Source organism: Stenotrophomonas thermophila, assembly GCF_001499715.1.
Taxonomy (GTDB): domain Bacteria; phylum Pseudomonadota; class Gammaproteobacteria; order Xanthomonadales; family Xanthomonadaceae; genus Stenotrophomonas; species Stenotrophomonas hibiscicola.
In genome coordinates, this window is sequence record NZ_CVIW01000008.1 from 66,252 (window position 1) to 86,339 (window position 20,088).

20 protein-coding genes are annotated in these 20,088 nt (G+C 66.5%); 6 read left to right on the forward strand and 14 right to left on the reverse strand.

Annotation, left to right across the window (positions count from 1 at the left end):
- Positions 1 to 92: 92 nt before the first annotated feature.
- The 7 genes from BN1263_RS05445 to BN1263_RS05475 all read right to left on the reverse strand — a co-directional run bounded on the left by BN1263_RS05445 (position 93) and on the right by BN1263_RS05475 (position 5,021).
- Positions 93 to 599 carry a hypothetical protein gene (locus BN1263_RS05445; protein ID WP_058980055.1) on the reverse strand — a complete coding sequence of 169 codons (507 nt, stop codon included), beginning with the start codon at positions 597 to 599 and terminating at the stop codon, positions 93 to 95.
- 67 nt (positions 600 to 666) lie between these two features.
- The gene (locus tag BN1263_RS05450; RefSeq protein ID WP_058980056.1) at positions 667 to 882 is read right to left on the reverse strand and encodes a hypothetical protein; all 216 of its coding nucleotides are present in this window, start codon (positions 880 to 882) and stop codon (positions 667 to 669) included.
- 98 nt (positions 883 to 980) lie between these two features.
- Entirely contained in the window at positions 981 to 2,171 is a 1,191-nt protein-coding gene (locus tag BN1263_RS05455; protein ID WP_058980058.1) for a methyl-accepting chemotaxis protein, read from the reverse strand.
- 163 nt (positions 2,172 to 2,334) lie between these two features.
- Entirely contained in the window at positions 2,335 to 2,949 is a 615-nt protein-coding gene (gene hflD / locus BN1263_RS05460) for a high frequency lysogenization protein HflD (RefSeq protein ID WP_021201771.1), read from the reverse strand.
- On the reverse strand, positions 2,946 to 4,088 hold the full coding sequence (gene mnmA / locus BN1263_RS05465; protein ID WP_058980060.1) for a tRNA 2-thiouridine(34) synthase MnmA: 1,143 nt from the start codon (positions 4,086 to 4,088) through the stop codon (positions 2,946 to 2,948). Before mnmA ends, hflD begins: the two co-directional genes overlap by 4 nt.
- On the reverse strand, positions 4,085 to 4,546 hold the full coding sequence (locus BN1263_RS05470; RefSeq protein ID WP_019659635.1) for an NUDIX hydrolase: 462 nt from the start codon (positions 4,544 to 4,546) through the stop codon (positions 4,085 to 4,087). The genes mnmA and BN1263_RS05470 overlap by 4 nt, the downstream gene beginning before the upstream one ends.
- 1 nt (position 4,547) lies before the next feature.
- Positions 4,548 to 5,021: a hypothetical protein gene (locus BN1263_RS05475; protein WP_058980062.1), complete on the reverse strand. Its 474-nt coding sequence runs from the start codon at positions 5,019 to 5,021 to the stop codon at positions 4,548 to 4,550.
- A 112-nt stretch (positions 5,022 to 5,133) separates the two neighbouring features.
- Here BN1263_RS05475 and clpS point away from each other — a divergent pair, with 112 nt between their 5' ends.
- Positions 5,134 to 5,460 carry an ATP-dependent Clp protease adapter ClpS gene (gene clpS, locus BN1263_RS05480; protein WP_019659637.1) on the forward strand — a complete coding sequence of 109 codons (327 nt, stop codon included), beginning with the start codon at positions 5,134 to 5,136 and terminating at the stop codon, positions 5,458 to 5,460.
- Positions 5,461 to 5,560: 100 nt separating this feature from the next.
- Here clpS and BN1263_RS05485 read toward each other — a convergent pair whose 3' ends face one another.
- Entirely contained in the window at positions 5,561 to 6,373 is an 813-nt protein-coding gene (locus BN1263_RS05485; protein ID WP_058980063.1) for an APH(6) family putative aminoglycoside O-phosphotransferase, read from the reverse strand.
- Between the two features lie 138 nt (positions 6,374 to 6,511).
- Between BN1263_RS05485 and clpA the strand changes: the two genes are divergently transcribed.
- Positions 6,512 to 8,797 (forward strand): ATP-dependent Clp protease ATP-binding subunit ClpA, encoded by a 2,286-nt coding sequence (gene clpA, locus BN1263_RS05490; protein WP_058980065.1) that lies wholly within the window; start codon positions 6,512 to 6,514, stop codon positions 8,795 to 8,797.
- Positions 8,798 to 8,869: 72 nt separating this feature from the next.
- Here the strand turns inward: clpA and BN1263_RS05495 are convergent, their stop codons facing one another.
- The 6 genes from BN1263_RS05495 to trxB all read right to left on the reverse strand — a co-directional run bounded on the left by BN1263_RS05495 (position 8,870) and on the right by trxB (position 13,166).
- The gene (locus tag BN1263_RS05495; protein WP_058980066.1) at positions 8,870 to 9,247 is read right to left on the reverse strand and encodes a hypothetical protein; all 378 of its coding nucleotides are present in this window, start codon (positions 9,245 to 9,247) and stop codon (positions 8,870 to 8,872) included.
- A 128-nt stretch (positions 9,248 to 9,375) separates the two neighbouring features.
- Positions 9,376 to 9,648: a hypothetical protein gene (locus BN1263_RS05500; protein ID WP_058980068.1), complete on the reverse strand. Its 273-nt coding sequence runs from the start codon at positions 9,646 to 9,648 to the stop codon at positions 9,376 to 9,378.
- 171 nt (positions 9,649 to 9,819) lie between these two features.
- Positions 9,820 to 10,038 (reverse strand): translation initiation factor IF-1, encoded by a 219-nt coding sequence (infA, locus tag BN1263_RS05505; protein WP_005409596.1) that lies wholly within the window; start codon positions 10,036 to 10,038, stop codon positions 9,820 to 9,822.
- Between the two features lie 86 nt (positions 10,039 to 10,124).
- Positions 10,125 to 10,865: a leucyl/phenylalanyl-tRNA--protein transferase gene (gene aat, locus BN1263_RS05510; protein WP_058980084.1), complete on the reverse strand. Its 741-nt coding sequence runs from the start codon at positions 10,863 to 10,865 to the stop codon at positions 10,125 to 10,127.
- A 102-nt stretch (positions 10,866 to 10,967) separates the two neighbouring features.
- Entirely contained in the window at positions 10,968 to 12,092 is a 1,125-nt protein-coding gene (locus BN1263_RS05515; protein ID WP_058980070.1) for a GNAT family N-acetyltransferase, read from the reverse strand.
- 102 nt (positions 12,093 to 12,194) lie between these two features.
- The gene (trxB, locus tag BN1263_RS05520; protein ID WP_019659647.1) at positions 12,195 to 13,166 is read right to left on the reverse strand and encodes a thioredoxin-disulfide reductase; all 972 of its coding nucleotides are present in this window, start codon (positions 13,164 to 13,166) and stop codon (positions 12,195 to 12,197) included.
- A 233-nt stretch (positions 13,167 to 13,399) separates the two neighbouring features.
- Between trxB and BN1263_RS05525 the strand changes: the two genes are divergently transcribed.
- The 4 genes from BN1263_RS05525 (at position 13,400) to BN1263_RS05540 (ending at position 20,070) form a co-directional block, all read left to right on the forward strand.
- Positions 13,400 to 15,760: a DNA translocase FtsK gene (locus BN1263_RS05525; RefSeq protein ID WP_058980071.1), complete on the forward strand. Its 2,361-nt coding sequence runs from the start codon at positions 13,400 to 13,402 to the stop codon at positions 15,758 to 15,760.
- A gap of 39 nt (positions 15,761 to 15,799) precedes the next feature.
- Positions 15,800 to 17,731 (forward strand): DUF3857 domain-containing protein, encoded by a 1,932-nt coding sequence (locus tag BN1263_RS05530; protein ID WP_058980073.1) that lies wholly within the window; start codon positions 15,800 to 15,802, stop codon positions 17,729 to 17,731.
- Between the two features lie 150 nt (positions 17,732 to 17,881).
- The gene (lolA, locus tag BN1263_RS05535; RefSeq protein ID WP_058980076.1) at positions 17,882 to 18,520 is read left to right on the forward strand and encodes an outer membrane lipoprotein periplasmic chaperone LolA; all 639 of its coding nucleotides are present in this window, start codon (positions 17,882 to 17,884) and stop codon (positions 18,518 to 18,520) included.
- Between the two features lie 272 nt (positions 18,521 to 18,792).
- Positions 18,793 to 20,070, forward strand: a complete 1,278-nt coding sequence (locus BN1263_RS05540) for a replication-associated recombination protein A (protein ID WP_260832915.1) — start codon at positions 18,793 to 18,795, stop codon at positions 20,068 to 20,070.
- Positions 20,071 to 20,088: the final 18 nt, after the last annotated feature.

Below are 20,088 nucleotides of genomic sequence, written 5' to 3' on the forward strand. Positions count from 1 at the left end.
GGCGTGGATCTACCGCAACCCGCTTTGGTGGGTGCCGACCGTTGGTCGGCATGGATGCTTGTGCCTCTCGATCATCCACGCATGGCGTGGATCTACCTCGGAAAATCCGCCGTCAACTGCATGCGCAATGCCTCGACAATGGCCGCATAGCGCCGCTTCTGGACCAGATAGCTGGCCAGGAACAGCGGCAGCACCAGCAGCATCGGCGCCACCATCGGGCGCATCGCCACCAGCGGCAAGAGCACCAGCGACAGGATTGCCACGAACCAGCTGCACAGGCCGATCACCCGCACCTCATGCCGTCGCGCGTTGAGCACGACGCGTCCTCGCATCACCGGGAAATAGCGCAGGCCGAAGCTCGGCGCGAAGCTCTCGCGGAACGCCATGCTGCCGTCGGGTAGCGCATGGAATGCCAGGTCCAGCCATTTGTCCTGCGGCAGGTCACGTTCCAGGCTGCCCAGCGAGAGGCGGGCCTGCATGGCCGGTGACGCCGCAATGCGTTCGTTGAACAGGGCGATGCCCCAGCTGAAATAGCCGGCCACCCAGGCCATCAGGAGGACGGTCTCCAACAGCAGGAGTGCGATCAGGGCGATGGCCATCGGTCTTCCATGGACGGGACCGGGGCATCATGCCATGCGGGACTGTTCATCCACGCATGGCGTGGATCTACTTCAGCGCTTCCCCATCCAGCCCGAGATCCCAGGCCAGGCCCAGCAGCGCCTCGTCCGCCCGCGACGGGGCCGGGCGCGCGTCCACCAGCTGCTGCAGCTCGCGGATCTCCTCGCGTGCCACATCCTCCAGCTGTTGCAGCTGCTCACGCACGCTCGCGTTGCGCGGGCGCTCGGTGTCGGTCAGGGCGGGCAGGGCGCGGATCAGGGTCATGGTGCGCGTACAGGATGCATCCAACGGCGGGTCACAGGCAAAGGCCCCGGAGGAACCGGGGCCTTGCGGGCTGCCGGCGAGGGCAGCGGACATCAGGATCAGAACAGCTCGACGGTGCCGGCGCCCATGCTCTGCTGGGCAACCGGCTTGTGCGGCGGGCGTTCCCATTCGCTGCGCAGTTCGCGCAGGCGGTTGCCGGTGCGCTGCAGGGCGGTGGCGATCTCTTCGTCGAACACGCCGCCATTGCGGTGCAGCAGCTCCTGCAGGGCCACAGCTTCGCGGTTGATCGCGGTCAGGCGGTCCAGGTGGGTGTGCACGCCGCCCAGGGCCTGGGTGGCGATGTCCTCGAACTGCAGGGCGCGCACGGCTTCAGCCACGCTGCCATCGATCGCACGGGCGCACTCGGACACTTCGCGCATGCCGTCACCCAGCGAAGCGTTGATCTGGGCCACGTTGTCGAGCATCGCGGCCGCTTCCTGGCGCGCTTCACGGGAGCGGTCCATGTCACGCGAGGCCATGTGCGAGACCGTCTCGCGCACCTTGGCAATGGCGTCCTTGGAGCTGTGCGCCAGCTTGCGGATCTGCTCGTTGAAGGTGGTCGAGCGCTCGGACAGGTTGCGCACTTCGTCGGCGACCACGGCGAAGCCACGACCGGCTTCACCGGCACGCGCCGCTTCGATGGCCGCGTTCAGCGCCAGCAGGTTGGTCTGGTCGGCGATCGACTTGACGTCTTCCAGCAGCGCGAAGATGCCATCCAGGTGCTGCGCCATCTGGTCGATGTGCTGCACGGTGGTGCTGCTCTGGCCGCTGACCTGTTCCAGCGCTTCCACCAGCTGCTCCATGCGGTGGCTGGCGTGCTGGGCGAAACGGGCAACGTCGAGGCCGGCGTTGCCTTCATCACCGGCGCGGTCGACGATGCGCGACAGGGCCTGGCTCTGCTGGCGCGACTTGCGGTTCATCGCATCGAAGCTGCCACCGAGACTGGAGACGGCCTGGCGGATCAGGTCACGGGCGCGTTCCACTTCGCCGCGCGAACCCTCAATCTCGTTGCCGACGAAGTTGCGCAGTTCGGTCAGCAGCTGGTCCTGCTCACGCAGGACACGGGCATGTTCCGGGGAACGGTGCGTCTGGGCGCGGGTGGTCCACCACGCAAAGCCGAGCCAGCTCAGCGTCATCGTGGTCAGGATCGCCCAGCGCAGGGCGGCCGGCCATTCGAAACCGATGGCGAAGGGGAGCAGCAGGGTCAGAGCCAGGGGGGCGGCCAGACGGATGAAAATGCGTGAGTACATGGACGTTCTCGGGAGGTGCACGGAGGATGTATCGGCCGTACCCCCTTTCTCTTTAACGTCGATGTGCCCCGAAGTGCATTCTGAATGCGCCGGTTTTCCGGCGCTGGCGGTGATTCGGTGTCCGATTCCCTTTTCCATGGAAAAGCGCCCGGACCCCATGCGCTTACGCCAGCTGGCGGTCCACCGCCTCGATCATCGCCTTGCGGCCGAACAGGAAGTCCCAGTAGCTGCCGCCCAGCTGCCGCCATAGCACCGCCGAGCGCACCGCGGCCAGCAGCAGGGCGCGGATCTCGGCCACCACGCCAGCCTGGCCCAGGTAGTGCGGGTTGCCCTGCACCATCACCCGCGGCTTGAGGTGGCTGATGGTGTCCGCGTACAGGCTGCCCAGGCTGGCCAGCACATCCGGGTGGCCGCTGTCGCCCAGCTCGGCGGCCTGGCGCTGGGCGCGCTCGATGCCCGAGGCGACCTTGTTCACCGTGGCGCCATCCTGAACGAAGCGGCGCTCCAGCTGCAGCACCGACAGGGCCAGCTTGGGCAGGATCGGATCCTGGCCCTGGTTGCGGAAGTAGTTGTGCAGCAGGCGCAGCCCGGCCTTCAGTGCATGGCGGTCACCGAATACCGCCTGCGGCGAGGACGCATCGACACGGAACACGCTGTCCACGGCGGTGCGCACGGCGGCGGCGTCGGAATGGCCGGTATCGGCGATGCGGCGTACCTGCTGCAGGGCCTGGGCAATGCCGGCCAGGGCCAGGACGCGGTCGTCGACAGTGAAACTCATGCAGCGGATACCTCAAAAGGGGAAGGAGTGGTGCGCAGACGCTGTTCCAGCGGCGCATCGGTGGCGGCGATCACCGCGCCACCCAGGCACACATCACCGTCATACAGCACCAGTGATTGACCGGGGGTAACGGCACGCTGCGAGCGCGCGAAGGTGACCAGCACGCTGCCATCGTCCAGCACCTGGACCGTACACGGCTCGTCAGGTTGGCGGTAGCGGGTCTGTGCGGTGCATTCAAAGCGCCGCGACGGCGGCGAGCCGGCAATCCAGTGCGCGGTTTCCGAACGCAGCCGGTTGGAAAGCATCCACTTGCTGTCGCGGTCCTGGTCCACGTACAGCACGTTGCTGGCCACATCCTTGCCGACCACGTACCACGGGGCGGCCGGGCGGCCGCGTACGCCGCCGATGTTCAGGCCCTCGCGCTGGCCCAGGGTGAAATAGAACACGCCCGGATGCTCGGCAATCACGCTGCCGTCGGCCGGGTCGAGGATCTGGCCCGGCTTGGCCGGCAAATAGCGTCCAAGGAACTCGCGGAAGTCGCGCTCGCCGATGAAGCAGATGCCGGTGGAATCCTTCTTGGCGTGGGTCGGCAGGCCGACGTCGCGCGCAATCCGGCGCAGGTCGGTCTTTTCCAGGTCGCCGATCGGGAACAGGGTCGCTGCCAGCTGCGCCTGGCCCAGCTGGTGCAGGAAGTAGCTCTGGTCCTTGGAGCGGTCGGCGCCACGCAGCAGCAGCCATTGGCCACCGCGCTGGGCTACGCGCGCGTAATGGCCGGTGGCGATGCGCTCGGCGCCCAGCTCGCGGGCGGCATCCAGGAAATGCTTGAACTTCACCTCGCGGTTGCACAGCACGTCCGGGTTCGGCGTGCGGCCAGCGGCGTACTCGGCCAGGAAGTGCTCGAACACACCCTGCCAGTACTCGCTGGAGAAGTCCCGGAAGTGGAACGGGATACCGAGCAGGCCGCATACGGCGACCGCATCGCGGCGGTCATCCTCAGCGCGGCAGTCACCGCTGCCGTCGTCGGCCCAGTTCTGCATGAACAGGCCTGCCACGGCCTCGCCCTGCTGTACCAGGCGCCAGGCCGCGACGGAAGAGTCGACACCACCAGAGACGCCCACCATCACGCGCGGCGTGCTCATGCGACCTCCCGGACCAGCGAAAGCGGATGGCGCTGGCCACCCAGGTAATCCGCCACCACCTGCCAGACCAGCGGGCTGCGCTGGCGCTCGCCGGCGGCCTGCAGCTCGGCCGGGGTCAGCCACAGCGCGCGGTCGATGCCGGTGTCCAGCGGCTGCGCCGGGTCGTGTGAGAGCGGGCGCGCGGCGTAGCAGAAGCGCAGGAACGCGGTGCCGTCGCCGGCAGTCCACTGGTAGCAGCCGATGAAATGGGTCAGCTGCACCGTCCAGCCGGTTTCCTCGCGGGTCTCGCGCAGGGCTGCCTCGGCCAGGCTTTCGCCCGGCTCGAGGTGGCCGGCAGGCTGGTTCAGCACCTGGCGGCCGTCGATGGTCTCTTCAACCAGCAGCACGCGGCCGCCGTCGACCACCACCGTGGCGACGGTGGCGTGCGGTGCCCAGCGCGGGTCCGGCGTGGCGTTCAACTCAGAACTCGTCCTTCTTGGTCAGCTCCAGCTCCATCGCGTCGGCGGTGCGGATGGCCGCATCGATGGCGTCGCTGAGCTGGTCCGGGGTGGCATCGGCATCGATCTTCACCACGAACATGGCGGTGGTGTCCTGCTTGACCCAGCCGCCCATCTTGGCGTCCTGCGAATCTTCCAGCAGGCGGTTGGCCACGGCCACCGGGAACTGCTTGGTCTTGGCGTTGTACGCCGGCGACCAGATCTCGCGGATGTTGTGGCTGCCGAAATCTTCCACCGCCGAGCGCACGTAGACCATCTGGGTGCGGTCCCCCTCGACGTCGAAGACCATGCGGTAGTCGCCGTCCTCGTCGACTTCATAGGTATAGCCCAGCTTGTCCAGGTGGCGGCCCACGGACTTGTCGGCGGTGGTTGCGGCGGTGGCGGCGCCGACAGGAGCCAGGGCGATCAACAGGGCGGTAAGAAGGGTCCTTTTCATGAAGATCCTGTGAAACAGTGTTGAGAGAAGATGCAATTGTGACGGCGGCCGTGCGTGCCGTCCAATCTGCGGCGGGCCGACGCAGGCTTCTCCGAGCCTCTATAATGGACGGATGCCCCATGAGTCCTCCCCCGATTCCCAGCACGAGCACGGCGTTGCCGTAGAACCTGCGCGCCCGGAAGTGGCGCCGCCGCCGTTCTACCAGGTGATGCTGCTCAATGACGACTACACCCCGATGGATTTCGTGGTGGACGTGCTCCAGCAGTTCTTCAACATGGACCTGGACAAGGCCACGCAGGTGATGCTCCACGTCCATACCCGCGGCCGCGGCGTGTGCGGGGTGTTCACCCGCGAAGTGGCCGAGACCAAGGTGGCCCAGGTCAACGAGTATTCGCGGATGAACCAGCATCCGCTGCTGTGCACGATGGAGAAGGCCTGACCGGCCTTTTGTAGAGCCGAGCCCATGCTCGGCTGCTGTTCGTGCAGGTATCCAGATCGCTGGCAGAGCAGCCGAGCGCAGGCTCGGCTCTACAGCCGGATCACGCTTCCGCCAGCGCCTCCAGCGCCATCCGTGCCACGGCCTCGTCGACCTCGGCAGGGTCGCTATCATCCCTGAACCATACCGCAGACAGCCCCGCACTGGCGGCGATCCAGCGCAGCAGGCGCGTACGTTCCAGGCCGGCCAGCGCAGTGACCTGTTCCAGCCGGGCGGCAAACCGCTCGGGCCGCGTCGCAATGTGGATGCCCGGGCCGCAGAGATCCGGGTTGCTGAACAGCGCCGTGTAATCGAACGCGCGATCGCCCAGCAGCCGCTTCGGGTCGATCGCCAGCCAGCCGCGCGCGCCGAAGTCGAGCACGTTGTCGTGGTGCAGGTCGCCGTGCAGCGGCTGGATCTCCTGTTCGTCACGCAGCACCCCCTCCGCCAGTGATCTGCACTGTTCCAGCAGTGGCGGCAGCGCAGCCCTTGGCTGCAGCAGGTCGGCGAACCATCTACGCAGGCAGACCAGTTCCGCTGGGCGCGCGCTCCGTGGCCGGTGCAGCCGCTGCAGGACCTGGCACAGGACCGTGGTGCAGGCGTCATCGTCGCCCGCGATTGAACGTTGCCGCAGCGAATCGCCTTCGGCGCGCTCGATCAGGATTGCCGGCCCCTCGTGGGCCAGCAGGCGGGCAGCGCCATCACCGTCCCACCAGCGCAGCAGGCGGTAGCTGTTCTGCTCCTCCCTTTCGCTGCTGATCTTCAGCATCGCCGGCGCGCCGGCAGCGGTCAGCACCGGCCAGAGCCGGGCGTGGGGCGTGCAGATGGCCGGGCCATCACGCCGCAATCGCCAGCGGCTCAGGTAGGGTTCGCTCATGCCGGTTGAGGTCTTCTGGAGTGAATGAAGATCAAGCGTTCTGCAGTGCTAACGCCATCTGAACGCAGCAATCCGCTAGGGTGATGGAAATCGCGTAGTCAGGCCGCATATTGTTCCCATCTGCCGCCGGAGTAATCCATGTTCAGCAAAGACCTCGAACACACCATCGGCCAGTGCTACAAGCGCGCCCGTGAGGCCCGGCATGAGTTCATGACGGTCGAACACCTGCTGTTGGCACTGCTCGACAACCCGTCCGCCCAGGCCGTACTGAAGGCCTGTGGTGCCGACGCCGAACGCCTGCGCCAGGAGCTGGAGCAGGCCATCGAGGCCTCGGTGTCCCGCCTGGCCGAGGATGACGGCCGTGACACCCAGCCGACCCTGGGCTTCCAGCGGGTGCTGCAGCGGGCCGTGTACCACGTGCAGTCCTCGGGCAAGAAGGAGGTCACCGGCGCCAACGTGCTGGTCGCCATCTTCGGCGAAAAGGACTCCCACGCCGTCTACTACCTCAACCAGCAGGATGTCACCCGGCTGGATGTGGTCAATTACCTGTCCCACGGCATCGCCAAGCTGGGCGAGGAAGGCGAACAGCCGTCCTCCAACTCCGACGGCGAGGGCCGCATGGAAGGCGGGGAGGGTGAGCCGAAGGGCGATGCCCTGACCGAATTCGCCAGCAACCTCAACGAACAGGCCCGGTCCGGCCGCATCGATCCGCTGGTCGGTCGTGGCGATGAGATCGAGCGCACCATCCAGGTCCTGTGCCGCCGCCGCAAGAACAATCCGCTGTACGTGGGCGAGGCTGGCGTGGGCAAGACCGCCATCGCCGAAGGCCTGGCCCGCCGCATCGTCGAGGGCTCGGTACCCGACGTGCTGGCCGACGCGGTGATCTACTCGCTCGACCTGGGCGCGCTGGTGGCCGGCACCAAGTACCGCGGCGACTTCGAGAAGCGGCTGAAGGGCGTACTGACCGCGCTGAAGAAGGTGCCCAACGCAGTGCTGTTCATCGACGAGATCCACACCATCATCGGCGCCGGCTCGGCGTCGGGTGGCACCATGGATGCGTCCAACCTGATCAAGCCGGCGCTGGCCTCCGGCGAGCTGCGCTGCATCGGCTCGACCACCTTCCAGGAATATCGCGGCATCTTCGAGAAAGACCGGGCGCTGGCCCGTCGCTTCCAGAAGATTGATATCGTAGAGCCGACCGTGGGCGAGGCCTACGAGATCCTGCAGGGCCTGAAGTCCAAATACGAGCTGCACCACAGCGTGACCTATTCGGACGAAGCGCTGCAGGCGGCGGTGGACCTGTCGGTGAAGCACATCGGCGACCGCCTGCTGCCGGACAAGGCCATCGACGTGATCGACGAGGCCGGTGCCCGCCAGCGCCTGCTGCCGGAAGGCCAGCGCAAGGAGCTGATCGACGTCGAGGAAGTGGAAGCGATCGTGGCCAAGATGGCGCGTATCCCGACCAAGCAGGTCAGCGCCACCGACAAGGACGTGCTGCAGCATCTGGAGCGCAACCTGAAGATGGTGATCTTCGGGCAGGATCCGGCGATCGAGACGCTGTCCTCGGCGATCAAGCTGGCCCGCTCGGGCCTGGGCAACCCGGAGAAGCCGATCGGCAACTTCCTGTTCGCCGGCCCGACCGGCGTCGGCAAGACCGAGGTGACCAAACAGCTGGCGCTGCAGCTGGGCATCGAGCTGGTCCGCTTCGACATGTCCGAGTACATGGAGCCGCATTCGATCAGCCGCCTGATCGGCGCCCCTCCGGGCTATGTCGGCTTCGACCAGGGCGGCCTGCTGACCGAGAAGATCGTCAAGACACCGCACTGCGTGCTGCTGCTGGACGAGATCGAGAAGGCGCACCCGGACATCTTCAACATCCTGCTGCAGGTGATGGACCGCGGCGTGCTGACCGATACCAACGGTCGTGAAGCCAACTTCAAGAACGTGGTGCTGGTGATGACCACCAATGCCGGCGCGGCACAGGCCTCGCGGCGCTCGATCGGCTTCACCAAGCAGGACCATGCCACCGATGCGATGGAGACCATCCGCCGCAGCTTCACCCCGGAGTTCCGCAACCGCCTCGATGCGGTGGTGCAGTTCCAGGCGCTGGGCTTCGAGCACATCCTGCGCGTGGTCGACAAGTTCCTGATCGAGCTGGAGATGTTGCTGCAGGACAAGCACGTGAGCCTGTCGGCCACCCCGACCGCCCGCGACTGGCTGGCCCACCACGGCTTCGACCCGCTGATGGGTGCGCGCCCGATGGCCCGCGTGATCCAGGACAAGATCAAGCGTCCGCTGGCCGACGAGCTGCTGTTCGGCAAGCTGGTCAACGGTGGCAAGGTGAGCATCGATGTTCGCGACGACGAACTGGTGGTCGAGACCCAGGCCGAGCCGGAGCGGCTGCTGCCGGTCACGGTAGAGTGAGCTGAGCCACAGGTTTGGCGTGAGGACTGGGAATGACAAGGGCGGCTTCGGCCGCCCTTGTCCTGTCTGCTGTCACCGGCTGCGGCGGCGCGCTTCGCGCGTGAACCGCCCGGCATCGATCGGCTCGATGCGCGCGACCTCGCAGCTGCCGCGACCGGTGTCCAGTGCGCTTCGGCCCTCGCTGCACAGCTGGTCAGCCTCCTTGCCGTCGGTCTTGAAGCCGAGGCGGGTGGCCAGCACGGCAGAAGGGCAGCTGTTGCGGAAATGCACCACATAGTGGTCTTCGCCGGAGCGAAGCAGGACGTTCCTGTCAGCGCCGGCGCGAACGATCTGCTGTTCGCCGGTCAGTGGTACGCATTGCGCCGGCGGGGTGCCAGCGGCATGGGCGGGCGGCGCCACCAGGGTGATGGCAGACAAAGCCAGGGGGACCAGCAGGGAAGACAGGTTCATGGCGGGGCAGGGGCGGCGATCCGGACTGGATCGGATCCCAGGATGCCGCCGCCGCTGCAAATGCGAATCTGCCGCAAGCAGGGCTGACCGACGCCACGGTGAGATCGGTCACGATGACCTTTGGCGCATCAGGCCGCGATCGAGCGGAACCCCTGTTGCCGGCCCTGGTCGCCGCCGTCTTCGATGACAAAGGCGACCGCCTCGTGCGGAATGTGCAGGCGCTGCTTGAGCGTACTGCCCATATGCGATATCTCGCGCTGCACGGCCAGGTACAGGGGATGCGAGGCGTCCATGCTGGTGCAGACCAGGCAGGGCTGACCGAACCAGGTGCCGTCCGGGCCCTTGCTGGCGTAGCAGCGGCTGGTGACGGACTGCGGGTCAAGTACGATCAGGTAAGTCATGCACGCAAGGCCTCGTGTGAAGAACGCGTAGAGTCTAGGGTTCCCGCGCGCTGCTGGATTTCAGACAAGGACGAAAATCGAACGACCCCGGAGACTTTGACTTTATTCCGTGCACGACAAAGGGCCGGAAGCGAGGCCGGCCCTGTCGGAGTGGCGCAATGCGCCGACCGCTTACTTCATGCGGTAGGTGATACGACCCTTGGTCAGGTCGTACGGGGTCATTTCAACCTTGACCCGGTCACCGGTAAGGATGCGGATGTAGTTCTTGCGCATGCGGCCGGAGATATGGGCGATGATCTCGTGCCCATTCTCCAGGCGAACGCGGAAAGTGGTGTTCGGCAGCGTCTCGCTGACGGTGCCCTCGAACTCGATGGAATCGTCTTTCGACATGTAGTCCTGTGCGGTTCAGAAAACGGCCACGCTGGGCCTAAGGCGCAGTATTTTACGCGTGACCGGCGCTGCTTGCAAAGTTTGTGTTAACCCCCTGCCAAATCCCGTGCCGGCAGGCGTCCAACCGCCCGCGTCCAAGGTCCTTCACGGCCCTTGCTGCGTACGGCCTGGCGCGCGTGATCCAGAAATACCGCCCGCGGCAGATGCTCGGCGCCCATCCGCAGCAGATGCGGATTCTCCACCTGGGCATCGATCAGTTCCCAGCCCCAACCATGCAGGGTGGATGCCAGGGCGGCCAGGGCGATCTTGGAGCCGCCGCTGGCGCCACTGAACATGCTCTCACCGAAGAACATGGCGCCGATCGCCACACCGTAGATGCCGCCGACCAGCGTCTGCCGATCCCAGACCTCGAAGGAATGGGCGAAGCCTAGATCGTGCAACTGACTGTAGGCCTCAACCATCGCCGGGCTGATCCACGTGCCGTCCTGGCCCGGCCGCGGTGCTGCGGCGCAGGCTCGCATCACACGACTGAAGGCGGTGTCGGCGGTGATCTCCCAGTCGCAGCCACGCAACTGGCGGCGGAACCGGCTGGACAGGTGCACGCCATCGGTGCGGAACACCATGCGTGGGTCGGGCGACCACCACAGGATAGGCTCGCCCTCGCTGAACCACGGGAAGATGCCGCCGGCATAGGCGTTGAGCAGGCGCGCCGGATGCAGGTCGCCGCCCACCGCGAGCAGGCCGTCGGGCTGGCGCAGTGCGGTCTCGGCCGGAGGGAAGGGAGCGTCCGGCGCATCGGCCAGGCGCCAGGGCAGCTGGCGGGTCATGCCGGCATTGTATTCGCCGTGGTGATGCGACTGGGATGCGCACGCGCTGACGGTGCCAATCTTGGTTGGCACACCTTTCCGGGTGCCTCATCCGGCCCTATTCTACGGCTCTACGCGGAACGGCCCATGCCCTTGCAGCTCCTGCTGGTAGCGACGTACATCGCGCCGCTCCTGCCGGCACCAGTCCTGCAGTGCTTCTGCGAAATCCGCGTCGGCCACCCAGTGCCGGCTGCGTACCAGCGTCGGCAGGAAGCCACGCGCCAGCTTGTGCTCGCCCTGAGCGCCGGGCTCGAAACGGCTCAGGCCTTCGCGCAGGCAGTACTCGATGCCCTGGTAGTAACAGGCCTCGAAATGCAGGCCGGGCAGGGTAGCGCCACCCCAGTAGCGGCCGTACAGCGTGTCGCCACCGCGCAGGCACAGCGCGCCGGCAATCGGCTCGCCGTCCTGTTCGGCCAGGAACAGCACCAGTCCGCGTCCCAATGAAATGGCCAGATGGCGCAGGAAGGCCTCGGTCAGTGCCGGGGCGTTGCCGTACTCGAGGAAGGTCTGCAGGTAAAAGCGGTACATCGCCTGCAGGTCGGCACGGCTGGCTTCATCGCCGTGTACCACGCGGAAGCTGATGCCTTGGCGGGTGACCTTGGCCCGTTCCTGGCGGATGTTCTTCCGATGCTTGTGGTTCATCGCACCGAGGAACTGCTCGAATGTCGCCCAGTCACCCGGGTTCTGCCACTGGAACTGCACGTCCTCGCGCAGCAGCCAGTCATCGCCGAACAGGGCCTCGTCCACTGCGGTGTGGAAGTTGATATGGGCCGAGGATACCTCCAGCGCGGGCAGGGCCTCGCGCAATGCCGAAAGCAGGGCGGCGCGCCCTGAATCTTGACGTGCCAACAACCGCGGGCCAGTGACCGGCGAGTAAGGTACTGCGCCCAGCCACTTCGGATAGTAGTCGCGGCCATGCCGCGCATACGCGTTGGCCCACGCATGGTCGAACACGAACTCGCCGTGAGAGTTGGTCTTCAGGTAGCCCGGAATGGCGCCGACCAAGGTGTTGCCTTCCCAGAGCGTGAAGTGCCGGGCCTGCCAGCCCCAGTCCTCGCGCAGGCAACCGTGCTGTTCAAGCCCGGAAAGGAAGGCATGGCTGACGAAGGGGTTGCGGCCGTCGTGCAGGGCATCCCAGTCGGTCGCGGCGATGGACTGCAGGGAGTCGAGAAAGCGGGGGGAAGGCATGGGGGAAGGATAGGGCAGATGAAACAGAAAGGCCGACGCACTGGCGTCGGCCTATCATCCGGAGTCGGGCGTGGCTCGACCCTGCAGGAGCGGGTCAGCCTCTCAGCTGGCCTTGCCCTGGGCGTCCAGGTAGCGCTCGGCGTCCAGGGCGGCCATGCAGCCGAAGCCGGCCGAAGTGATCGCCTGGCGGTAGTGCTGGTCGGCCACATCGCCGGCAGCGAACACGCCTTCCACCGAGGTCTGGGTGGCGTTGCCGCCCAAGCCCGAGCGGATCTCCAGGTAGCCGTTGTTCATCGCCAGCTGGCCGTCGAACAGCTGGGTATTCGGATGGTGGCCGATGGCCACGAAGAAGCCGTGGGCGTCGATGTCACGGGTACTGCCGTCCAGCGTCGACTTCACGCGCACGCCGGTCACGCCGGCGTCGTTGCCCAGCACTTCCTCCACCTGGTGGTGCCAGACGGTCTCGATCTTGCCGGCAGCAACCTTGGCAAACAGCTTGTCCTGCATGATCTTTTCCGCCTTCAGGGTGTCGCGGCGGTGGACCAGATAGACCTTGCGGGCGATGTTGGACAGGTAAAGGGCCTCTTCCACGGCGGTGTTGCCACCGCCGACCACGACCACGTCCTGGTCGCGGTAGAAGAAGCCGTCACAGGTGGCGCAGGCGGAGACGCCGCGGCCCTTGAAGGTCTCTTCGGTCGGGATGCCCAGGTACTTGGCGGTCGCGCCGGTGGCGATGATCAGCGCATCGCAGGTGTACTCGTGGCTGTCGCCGATCAGCTTGAACGGGCGCTGCGACAGGTCGGCGGTGTGGATGTGGTCGAAGATGACCTCGGTCTCGAAGCGCTCGGCGTGGGCCTGCATGCGCGCCATCAGGTCCGGGCCCATCAGGCCGTGGGCGTCACCCGGCCAGTTGTCCACCTCGGTGGTGGTCATCAGCTGGCCGCCCTGCTGCAGGCCGGTGATGACGACCGGCTTCAGGTTGGCGCGGGCGGCGTAGACGGCGGCGGTCCAACCGGCCGGTCCGGAACCGAGGATGACGAGGCGCTGGTGGCGGGAGGGCAGGCTGGTGCTCATGTAGACTCGCGAAAAGGTAGATGGGACAAGGCGCTGGCGATGTTTGCGCAGCATCCGTGGCTGGTCATAGAGTGGCGGCTGGGGCAGGGCGATTCAAGCCGATGAACGGAACGCCGTCATCCAGCAGTGGTTTCGGCCCTCGGATTGCCCTGTCGGACGTCGCATAACTGAAAACTGACGCCGTCTCATTTATTATCAATCACTAACAGCGCATTCCAAAGGTATGGTCTAAGGTGGCGAAGCAGGTCCCCGAACGCTCCAAGTCCGACGACAGCAAGGCGTCACGTCGCACGGCCGCGGCGGCGACGACCGACAATCCACGCCGCCAGCGCCTCTGGCGCGACCTGGGCCTGATCGCCATCGCGCCGGCCCTGCTGTATCTGGCGGCCAGTCTTTTCACCTATTCAGCGACTGATCCGGGCTGGTCGCACACCGGCAGCGTGGTTGCGCCGGTGCACAACCTGGGCGGCCGCGCCGGCGCCTGGATCGCCGACGTGCTGCTGCAGCTGTTCGGCTACATCGCCTTCCTGCTGCCGGTGGTGCTCGGCGCGCTGGCGTGGATCGCCATGTTCGGCCTCAAGCGCGAAAGCAAGAGCGAGAACGACCTGGATCCGGCACTGCGCCTGGTCGGTCTGGTCGGTTTCCTGATCGCCGGCACCGGCTTCCTGCATGTGCGCCTGTTCAGTGGCGATGTCGCCAGTGCCGGCGGCATCCTCGGCAAGCTGGTCGGCAATTCGCTCACGGTGGGCTTCGGCGCGCTGGGGGCGAACCTGTTCGTGCTGGTGCTGCTGCTGGCCTCGATCACCCTGGCCACCGGGCTGTCCTGGTTCACGGTGATGGAGAAGATCGGCCGCGGCGTGATGTCGCTGGCGCCGTTGCTGCAACGCAAGAAGGAAGAAGTCACCGAGTGGAAGCAGACCCGGGTGATGCGCGAGGAACGCCAGGAAGTACGCAAGGCCGACGCCGAGGTGCGCGCCAAGCGCGAGCCGGTGAAGATCGAGCCGCGTCCGGAGCCGGTGATCGAGAAGAGTGATCGGGCCAAGCGCGATACCCAGATTCCGATGTTCCGCGGCGTTAACGGTGATGGCTCGGACCTGCCGCCGCTGGCGCTGCTGGATGATCCCAAGCCGCAGCCCAAGGGCTACGACGAAGAAACACTGGAAACCCTGTCGCGGCAGATCGAGTTCAAGCTGAAGGACTTCCGCATCGATGCGCAGGTGGTCGGCGCCAATCCCGGCCCGGTCATCACCCGCTTCGAGATCGAACCAGCACCGGGTATCAAGGTCAGCCAGATCAGTTCGCTGGACAAGGACATCGCGCGTGGCCTGTCGGTGAAGTCGGTGCGCGTGGTCGATGTCATTCCGGGCAAGTCGGTGATCGGCCTGGAAATCCCCAACGTCACCCGCGAGATGATCTTCCTGTCCGAGCTGCTGCGCTCGAAGGAATATGACAAGTCGGCCAGCGTACTGACCCTGGCGCTGGGCAAGGACATCGCCGGTCGCCCGACCGTGGCCGACCTGGCGCGCATGCCGCATCTGCTGGTGGCCGGCACCACCGGTTCGGGCAAGTCGGTGGCGGTCAACGCGATGGTCCTGAGCCTGTTGTTCAAGGCCTCGCCGAAAGACCTGCGGATGCTGATGATCGACCCGAAGATGCTCGAGCTGAGCGTCTATCAGGGCATTCCGCACCTGCTGGCGCCGGTGGTCACCGACATGAAGGAGGCCGCCAACGGCCTGCGCTGGTGCGTGGCCGAGATGGAGCGCCGCTACAAGCTGATGAGCGCGGTGGGCGTGCGCAACCTGGCTGGCTTCAACAAGAAGGTGAAGGAAGCCCAGGACGCGGGCCAGCCGCTGATGGACCCGCTGTTCAAGCCGAACCCGGAGCTGGGCGAGGCGCCGCGTCCGCTGGAAACTCTCCCCTTCATCGTCATCTTCATCGACGAATTCGCCGACATGATGATGATCGTCGGCAAGAAGGTGGAAGAGCTGATCGCGCGCCTGGCGCAGAAGGCGCGTGCGGCCGGCATCCACCTGATCCTGGCCACGCAGCGCCCGTCGGTGGACGTGATCACCGGCCTGATCAAGGCCAACATCCCGACCCGTATCGCCTTCCAGGTCAGCTCCAAGATCGACTCGCGCACCATCCTCGACCAGTCCGGCGCGGAAACACTGCTGGGCCACGGCGACATGCTGTACCTGCCGCCGGGCACCGCGCTGCCCGAGCGCGTGCATGGTGCGTTCGTGTCCGATGACGAAGTGCATCGCGTGGTCGAGCACCTCAAGGCGATGGGCCCGGCCGACTATGTCGACGGGGTGCTGGATGAGGTGCAGACGATGGGCGACGGCGTGGTCGTCGGTGCCACCGGCCTGCCCGAGACCAGTGCGGCCGGCGACGAGTCCGACCCGTTGTATGACGAAGCACTGCGGGTGGTCACCGAGACCCGCCGTGCCTCGATTTCCGGCGTGCAGCGCCGGCTGAAGATCGGCTACAACCGTGCAGCGCGACTGATCGAGGCCATGGAAGCGGCCGGCGTGGTCAGCCCGCCCGAGCACAACGGCGACCGCACGGTGCTGGCACCGCCGCCGCCGAAGTAAGACCCGACGTATCCCCCACGACGTCCAAGGAACCGACGCATGCTTCACCGCGTACCAAGCGCGCTGGCGCTGGCGCTGGCAGCCTTCCTGGCTGCTGGCCCGGCACTGGCAGAAACCGCCACCTCCGCGCCCGCCACGGCGCCGCCTTCCACCAGCGGCGATACCGAAGCCAGCAATAATTTCAGCATTGTCCGTTACCGCGCCGACTACCAGGTCCGGCCGGACGCGGGCAATGTGCAGACCGAAACCTACGAAGTCCTTCTCAAGACCAAGGCCTCCGTCGAGCAGTTCAGCCAGGTGCGGCTGAGCTACAGCGAAAAGATGGAGACGCTGGAAGTGCTCGGTGCCTACACCATCACCGCCGATGGCCAGCGCCGCGACGTGCCGGCCGACCGCATCTACACGCAGGAGAGCTACTCCAGCGCCTCGGCGGCGATGTATGCCGACCGCAAGGTGCGGGTGATCGTGTTCCCGAACCTGGCCCCGGGCACGCGCCTGTACTACCAGGTGCGCCGCACCCAGGCCACGCCGTACTTCCCGGGATATTTCGGCCTGTGGGAGACCTTCAACGTCTTCACCGAGTACGAGGACGCCGAGGTCACCCTGAGTGCGCCGGCCAACCTGCCGATGTTCGTCGACAGCCGCGGCGTGCAGGGCAGTGACCGGCCGACGGTGAAGAACGGCCAGGCGCAATGGCGCTGGCGCTACCAGCGTCGTGAGGCGATGCCGGCGCAGAACTGGTCGGCGGCGGGCTGGGAGTTCGGCCCGAACATCATGGCCAGCACGTATCGTGACTGGTCGCAGATGGGGCGCGCCTACCAGCTCAAGGCGGGCCCGGCGGCCGAGGTGACCCCGGCGCTGCAGGCGCTGGCTGATGAAATCACCGCCGGCATCAGTGACCGCCGCGAGCAGGCTGATGCGCTGTATCGCTGGGTCGCGCAGAACATCCGCTATGTGGCGGTGTACCTGGGCAACGGCGGCCTGGAGCCGAACAGCGCGCAGAGCATCCTCGACAACCACTACGGCGACTGCAAGGACCATGTGACGATCCTGGAGGCGCTGCTGGCGGCCAAGGGCATCGCCAGCTCGCCGGTGCTGATCGGTGCGGGCGGTGGCCCGACGCTGCCGAAGATTCCGGTGCTGGGCCGCTTCAACCACGCCATCACCTACATTCCCGAATTCGATCTGTACCTGGATTCGACCACCGCGTGGGCGCGCTTCGGTCAGCTGCCAGAGGGTGACCTGGGTGCACCGGTGATGCGTACCCGTGACGCCACGCTGGCGCGCACCCCGGCCAACACGCCGGAGCGTAACGCCACCTCAATGGAAGTGCGTTTCACCTTCGACGCCAACGGCAACCTGCGCGGCGAGACGATTCCGAAGCTGGGCGAGAACGCCGAGATCGGCATGCGCGCCCAGTTCTCCCAGCTCAACGCGCAGAACCGTGCGCGCGCCGAGGAGCAGATCATGGCCGCGTCCGGTTTCGACGGGCGAGGGCAGCTGCAGATCCAGGGCGTGCCGGTCGACCTGACCCGGCCCTTCGGCTATCGCATGGCGTTCCAGGCCGAGGACTACGCCGACTTCAGCGTGGCCGGCGGCATGGCCGTGCCGGACCCGCCGGGTGGCGAGTCGGTGCGTGGCTTGTACGCTACCGCCTCGGCGCCGGCCAACGAGACGCCGTTCTACTGCAATGCCAGCTTGCGCGAGGAAACCTATCGCCTGCAGTTCCCGGCCAATGCGCCGATCATCGCCATTCCGGCCAGCCAGCGCTTTGCCAATGCCGCTGGCGAATACCGCGTGGACTGGAGCCGCGAGGGCCAGGACGTGATCGTGCACCACCGCTTGCGGCAGAACGCGGTGCGTGGGCCTGAGGCGCTGTGCCAGCCGCAGGACTACCCCGCGTTCCGCGCGCTGTACCGCGAAGTGCGTCGCGGCTTCCGCGGCCAGGTGCTGTACGGCCGGCTGAAGTAGATCCGCGCCCTGCGTGGATGAAGCCGCCTTCGTGCGTGCATCGCCGTTCGACGATCAGGGCGGCATAATGTCGCCCTGATCGCCCATTCAGCTTGCACCGGGCACACTCACACCCAACTTCCCTGGCCTGCGTGCCCACAGGATTTCCGCATGAACGTCCGCTTCCGCCGTTTCCTTGCTACCACCACCCTGGCCGTGGCCTGCGCCGCCGCCGGCAGTGCCTGGGCTGGCGCCCGCGATGACCTCAAGGCTTTCACCAGCGGCCTGAAGGGCCTGGATGGCCAGTTCAGCCAGCAGGTGTTCGACAGCCGCGGCAAGGTGAAGGAATCGACCAGCGGTCGCGTGGCCCTGTCGGCGCCGCGCCTGTTCCGCTGGGAATACGTGCGCCCGCACGAGCAGCTGATCGTAGCCGACGGTAGAAAAGTCTGGATGTACGAGCCGGACCTGGAGCAGGCCACCGTGCGCGAGCAGGGCAAGGAAGAGCAGAACAGCCCGCTGACCGCGCTGATCAACCCGGCGCTGCTGGAACAGCAGTACGACGTCAGCGAAGAGGCCGCGCAGCGCGATGGCCTGCAGTGGCTGTCGCTGTCGCCGAAGCGCGAGACCGAGGCCAGCTTCCAGTACGCCGCGCTGGGCTTCAATGCCCAGGGCCTGGCCAAGATGGAAATCACCGATGCGGTTGGCCAGCGCACCGTGATCAGCTTCAGTGGCTGGAAGCGCAATCCAGGCTTTGCTGCCGGCACCTTCAGCTTCACCCCGCCGAAGGGCACCGACGTTATCGGTAATTGATGGCGGTCGCCGGGCATGGCCCGGCGCTACCTGCTCTGGTGGGTGCTAACCGGCACCACCTTGGTGGGTGTCAACCTTGGTTGACATGCTTTTGATCTGCCGGCCAGCGGACGGCACGACCGGACATCGCGTCCCGCCCGCCGGGCACGCCCCGGCGCTACCGTTGGGCGGCGCGGTACAATGAGCGGGTGGCAAGACATCGTTCAACTTCCTTCCCCGGCCCCGATCTGCTGAGTGTTGATCGGGAACATCTGCGCCCGCTGGCCGAGCGCATGCGCCCGCGCACCCTGGACGAAATGGTCGGGCAGAAGCGCCTGCTGGCGCCGGAGAGCGCACTGCGCCGTGCAGTCGAATCCGGTCGCGTGCATTCGATGATCCTGTGGGGGCCGCCCGGCTGCGGCAAGACCACGCTGGCGCTGCTGCTGGCCGAGTACTCCGATGCGGAATTCCGCGCCATCTCTGCCGTGCTGTCCGGGCTGCCGGAGGTGCGCCAGGTGCTCGCCGAGGCCGCGCAACGCTTCGCCGAAGGCCGCCGCACCGTGCTGTTCGTGGATGAGGTACATCGCTTCAACAAGGCGCAGCAGGATGCGTTCCTGCCGCATATCGAGCGCGGCACCATCCTGTTCGTCGGTGCCACCACCGAGAATCCATCGTTCGAGCTGAATTCGGCGCTGCTGTCGCGTTGCCGCGTGCATGTGCTGGAAGCGGTATCACCAACCGATATCGTCGAAGCGCTGGAACGCGCACTGGGCGACCGCGAACGCGGCCTGGGCGAAGAAGGCATCGAGGTCGCTCCCGAACTGCTGCTGGAAATCGCCACCGCTGCCGATGGTGACGTGCGCCGTGCGCTGACCCTGTTGGAAATCGCCGCAGAACTGGCGGGCGGGGAGGGTGGTCGCATCGCCCCGCAGACCCTGACCCAGGTGCTGGCCGACCGTACCCGCCGCTTCGACAAGGGCGGCGAGCAGTTCTACGACCAGATTTCGGCGCTGCACAAGTCCGTGCGCAGCTCCAACCCCGATGCTGCGCTGTACTGGCTGACCCGCATGCTCGATGGCGGCTGCGATCCGTCCTATCTCGCGCGCCGGCTGACCCGCATGGCCATCGAGGACATCGGCCTGGCCGATCCGCGCGCGCAGAGCATGGCGCTGGAAGCCTGGGACATCTACGAGCGGCTGGGCAGCCCGGAAGGCGAGCTCGCGTTCGCCCAGTTGGTGCTGTACCTGGCCAGCACCGCCAAGTCGAACGCCGGCTACGCTGCGTTCAACCAGGCCAAGGCCGACGTGCGCCAGAGCGGTACCGAAGAAGTGCCTCTGCACCTGCGCAATGCGCCGACCAAGCTGATGAAGGAACTGGGCTACGGCGCCGAATACCAGTACGACCACGATGCCGAAGGAGGCATCGCGCTGGACCAGACCGGTTTTCCGGACGCGATGGGCGAACGGGTGTACTACAACCCGGTGCCGCGCGGCCTGGAGATCAAGCTGAAGGAAAAGCTGGATCGGCTGCGCGCGGAGCGTGAGGCCGCGCGAGCCGCGAAGGGCCGCTGACCCGGCTTCTGTAGAGTC

Excerpts from the sequence above, each read along its gene's own strand:
- BN1263_RS05515 (WP_058980070.1), bottom strand. The coding sequence starts at position 12,092 with ATGCCTTCCCCCCGCTTTCTCGACTCCCTGCAGTCCATCGCCGCGACC.
- clpA (WP_058980065.1), top strand. The coding sequence starts at position 6,512 with ATGTTCAGCAAAGACCTCGAACACACCATCGGCCAGTGCTACAAGCGC.
- BN1263_RS05530 (WP_058980073.1), top strand. The coding sequence starts at position 15,800 with ATGCTTCACCGCGTACCAAGCGCGCTGGCGCTGGCGCTGGCAGCCTTC.
- BN1263_RS05540 (WP_260832915.1), top strand. The coding sequence starts at position 18,793 with ATGCGCCCGCGCACCCTGGACGAAATGGTCGGGCAGAAGCGCCTGCTG.
- hflD (WP_021201771.1), bottom strand. The coding sequence starts at position 2,949 with ATGAGTTTCACTGTCGACGACCGCGTCCTGGCCCTGGCCGGCATTGCC.
- infA (WP_005409596.1), bottom strand. The coding sequence starts at position 10,038 with ATGTCGAAAGACGATTCCATCGAGTTCGAGGGCACCGTCAGCGAGACG.
- BN1263_RS05450 (WP_058980056.1), bottom strand. The coding sequence starts at position 882 with ATGACCCTGATCCGCGCCCTGCCCGCCCTGACCGACACCGAGCGCCCG.
- lolA (WP_058980076.1), top strand. The coding sequence starts at position 17,882 with ATGAACGTCCGCTTCCGCCGTTTCCTTGCTACCACCACCCTGGCCGTG.
- clpS (WP_019659637.1), top strand. The coding sequence starts at position 5,134 with ATGCCCCATGAGTCCTCCCCCGATTCCCAGCACGAGCACGGCGTTGCC.
- trxB (WP_019659647.1), bottom strand. The coding sequence starts at position 13,166 with ATGAGCACCAGCCTGCCCTCCCGCCACCAGCGCCTCGTCATCCTCGGT.
- BN1263_RS05455 (WP_058980058.1), bottom strand. The coding sequence starts at position 2,171 with ATGTACTCACGCATTTTCATCCGTCTGGCCGCCCCCCTGGCTCTGACC.
- BN1263_RS05445 (WP_058980055.1), bottom strand. The coding sequence starts at position 599 with ATGGCCATCGCCCTGATCGCACTCCTGCTGTTGGAGACCGTCCTCCTG.
- BN1263_RS05485 (WP_058980063.1), bottom strand. The coding sequence starts at position 6,373 with ATGAGCGAACCCTACCTGAGCCGCTGGCGATTGCGGCGTGATGGCCCG.
- aat (WP_058980084.1), bottom strand. The coding sequence starts at position 10,865 with ATGACCCGCCAGCTGCCCTGGCGCCTGGCCGATGCGCCGGACGCTCCC.
- BN1263_RS05475 (WP_058980062.1), bottom strand. The coding sequence starts at position 5,021 with ATGAAAAGGACCCTTCTTACCGCCCTGTTGATCGCCCTGGCTCCTGTC.
- BN1263_RS05500 (WP_058980068.1), bottom strand. The coding sequence starts at position 9,648 with ATGACTTACCTGATCGTACTTGACCCGCAGTCCGTCACCAGCCGCTGC.
- BN1263_RS05495 (WP_058980066.1), bottom strand. The coding sequence starts at position 9,247 with ATGAACCTGTCTTCCCTGCTGGTCCCCCTGGCTTTGTCTGCCATCACC.
- mnmA (WP_058980060.1), bottom strand. The coding sequence starts at position 4,088 with ATGAGCACGCCGCGCGTGATGGTGGGCGTCTCTGGTGGTGTCGACTCT.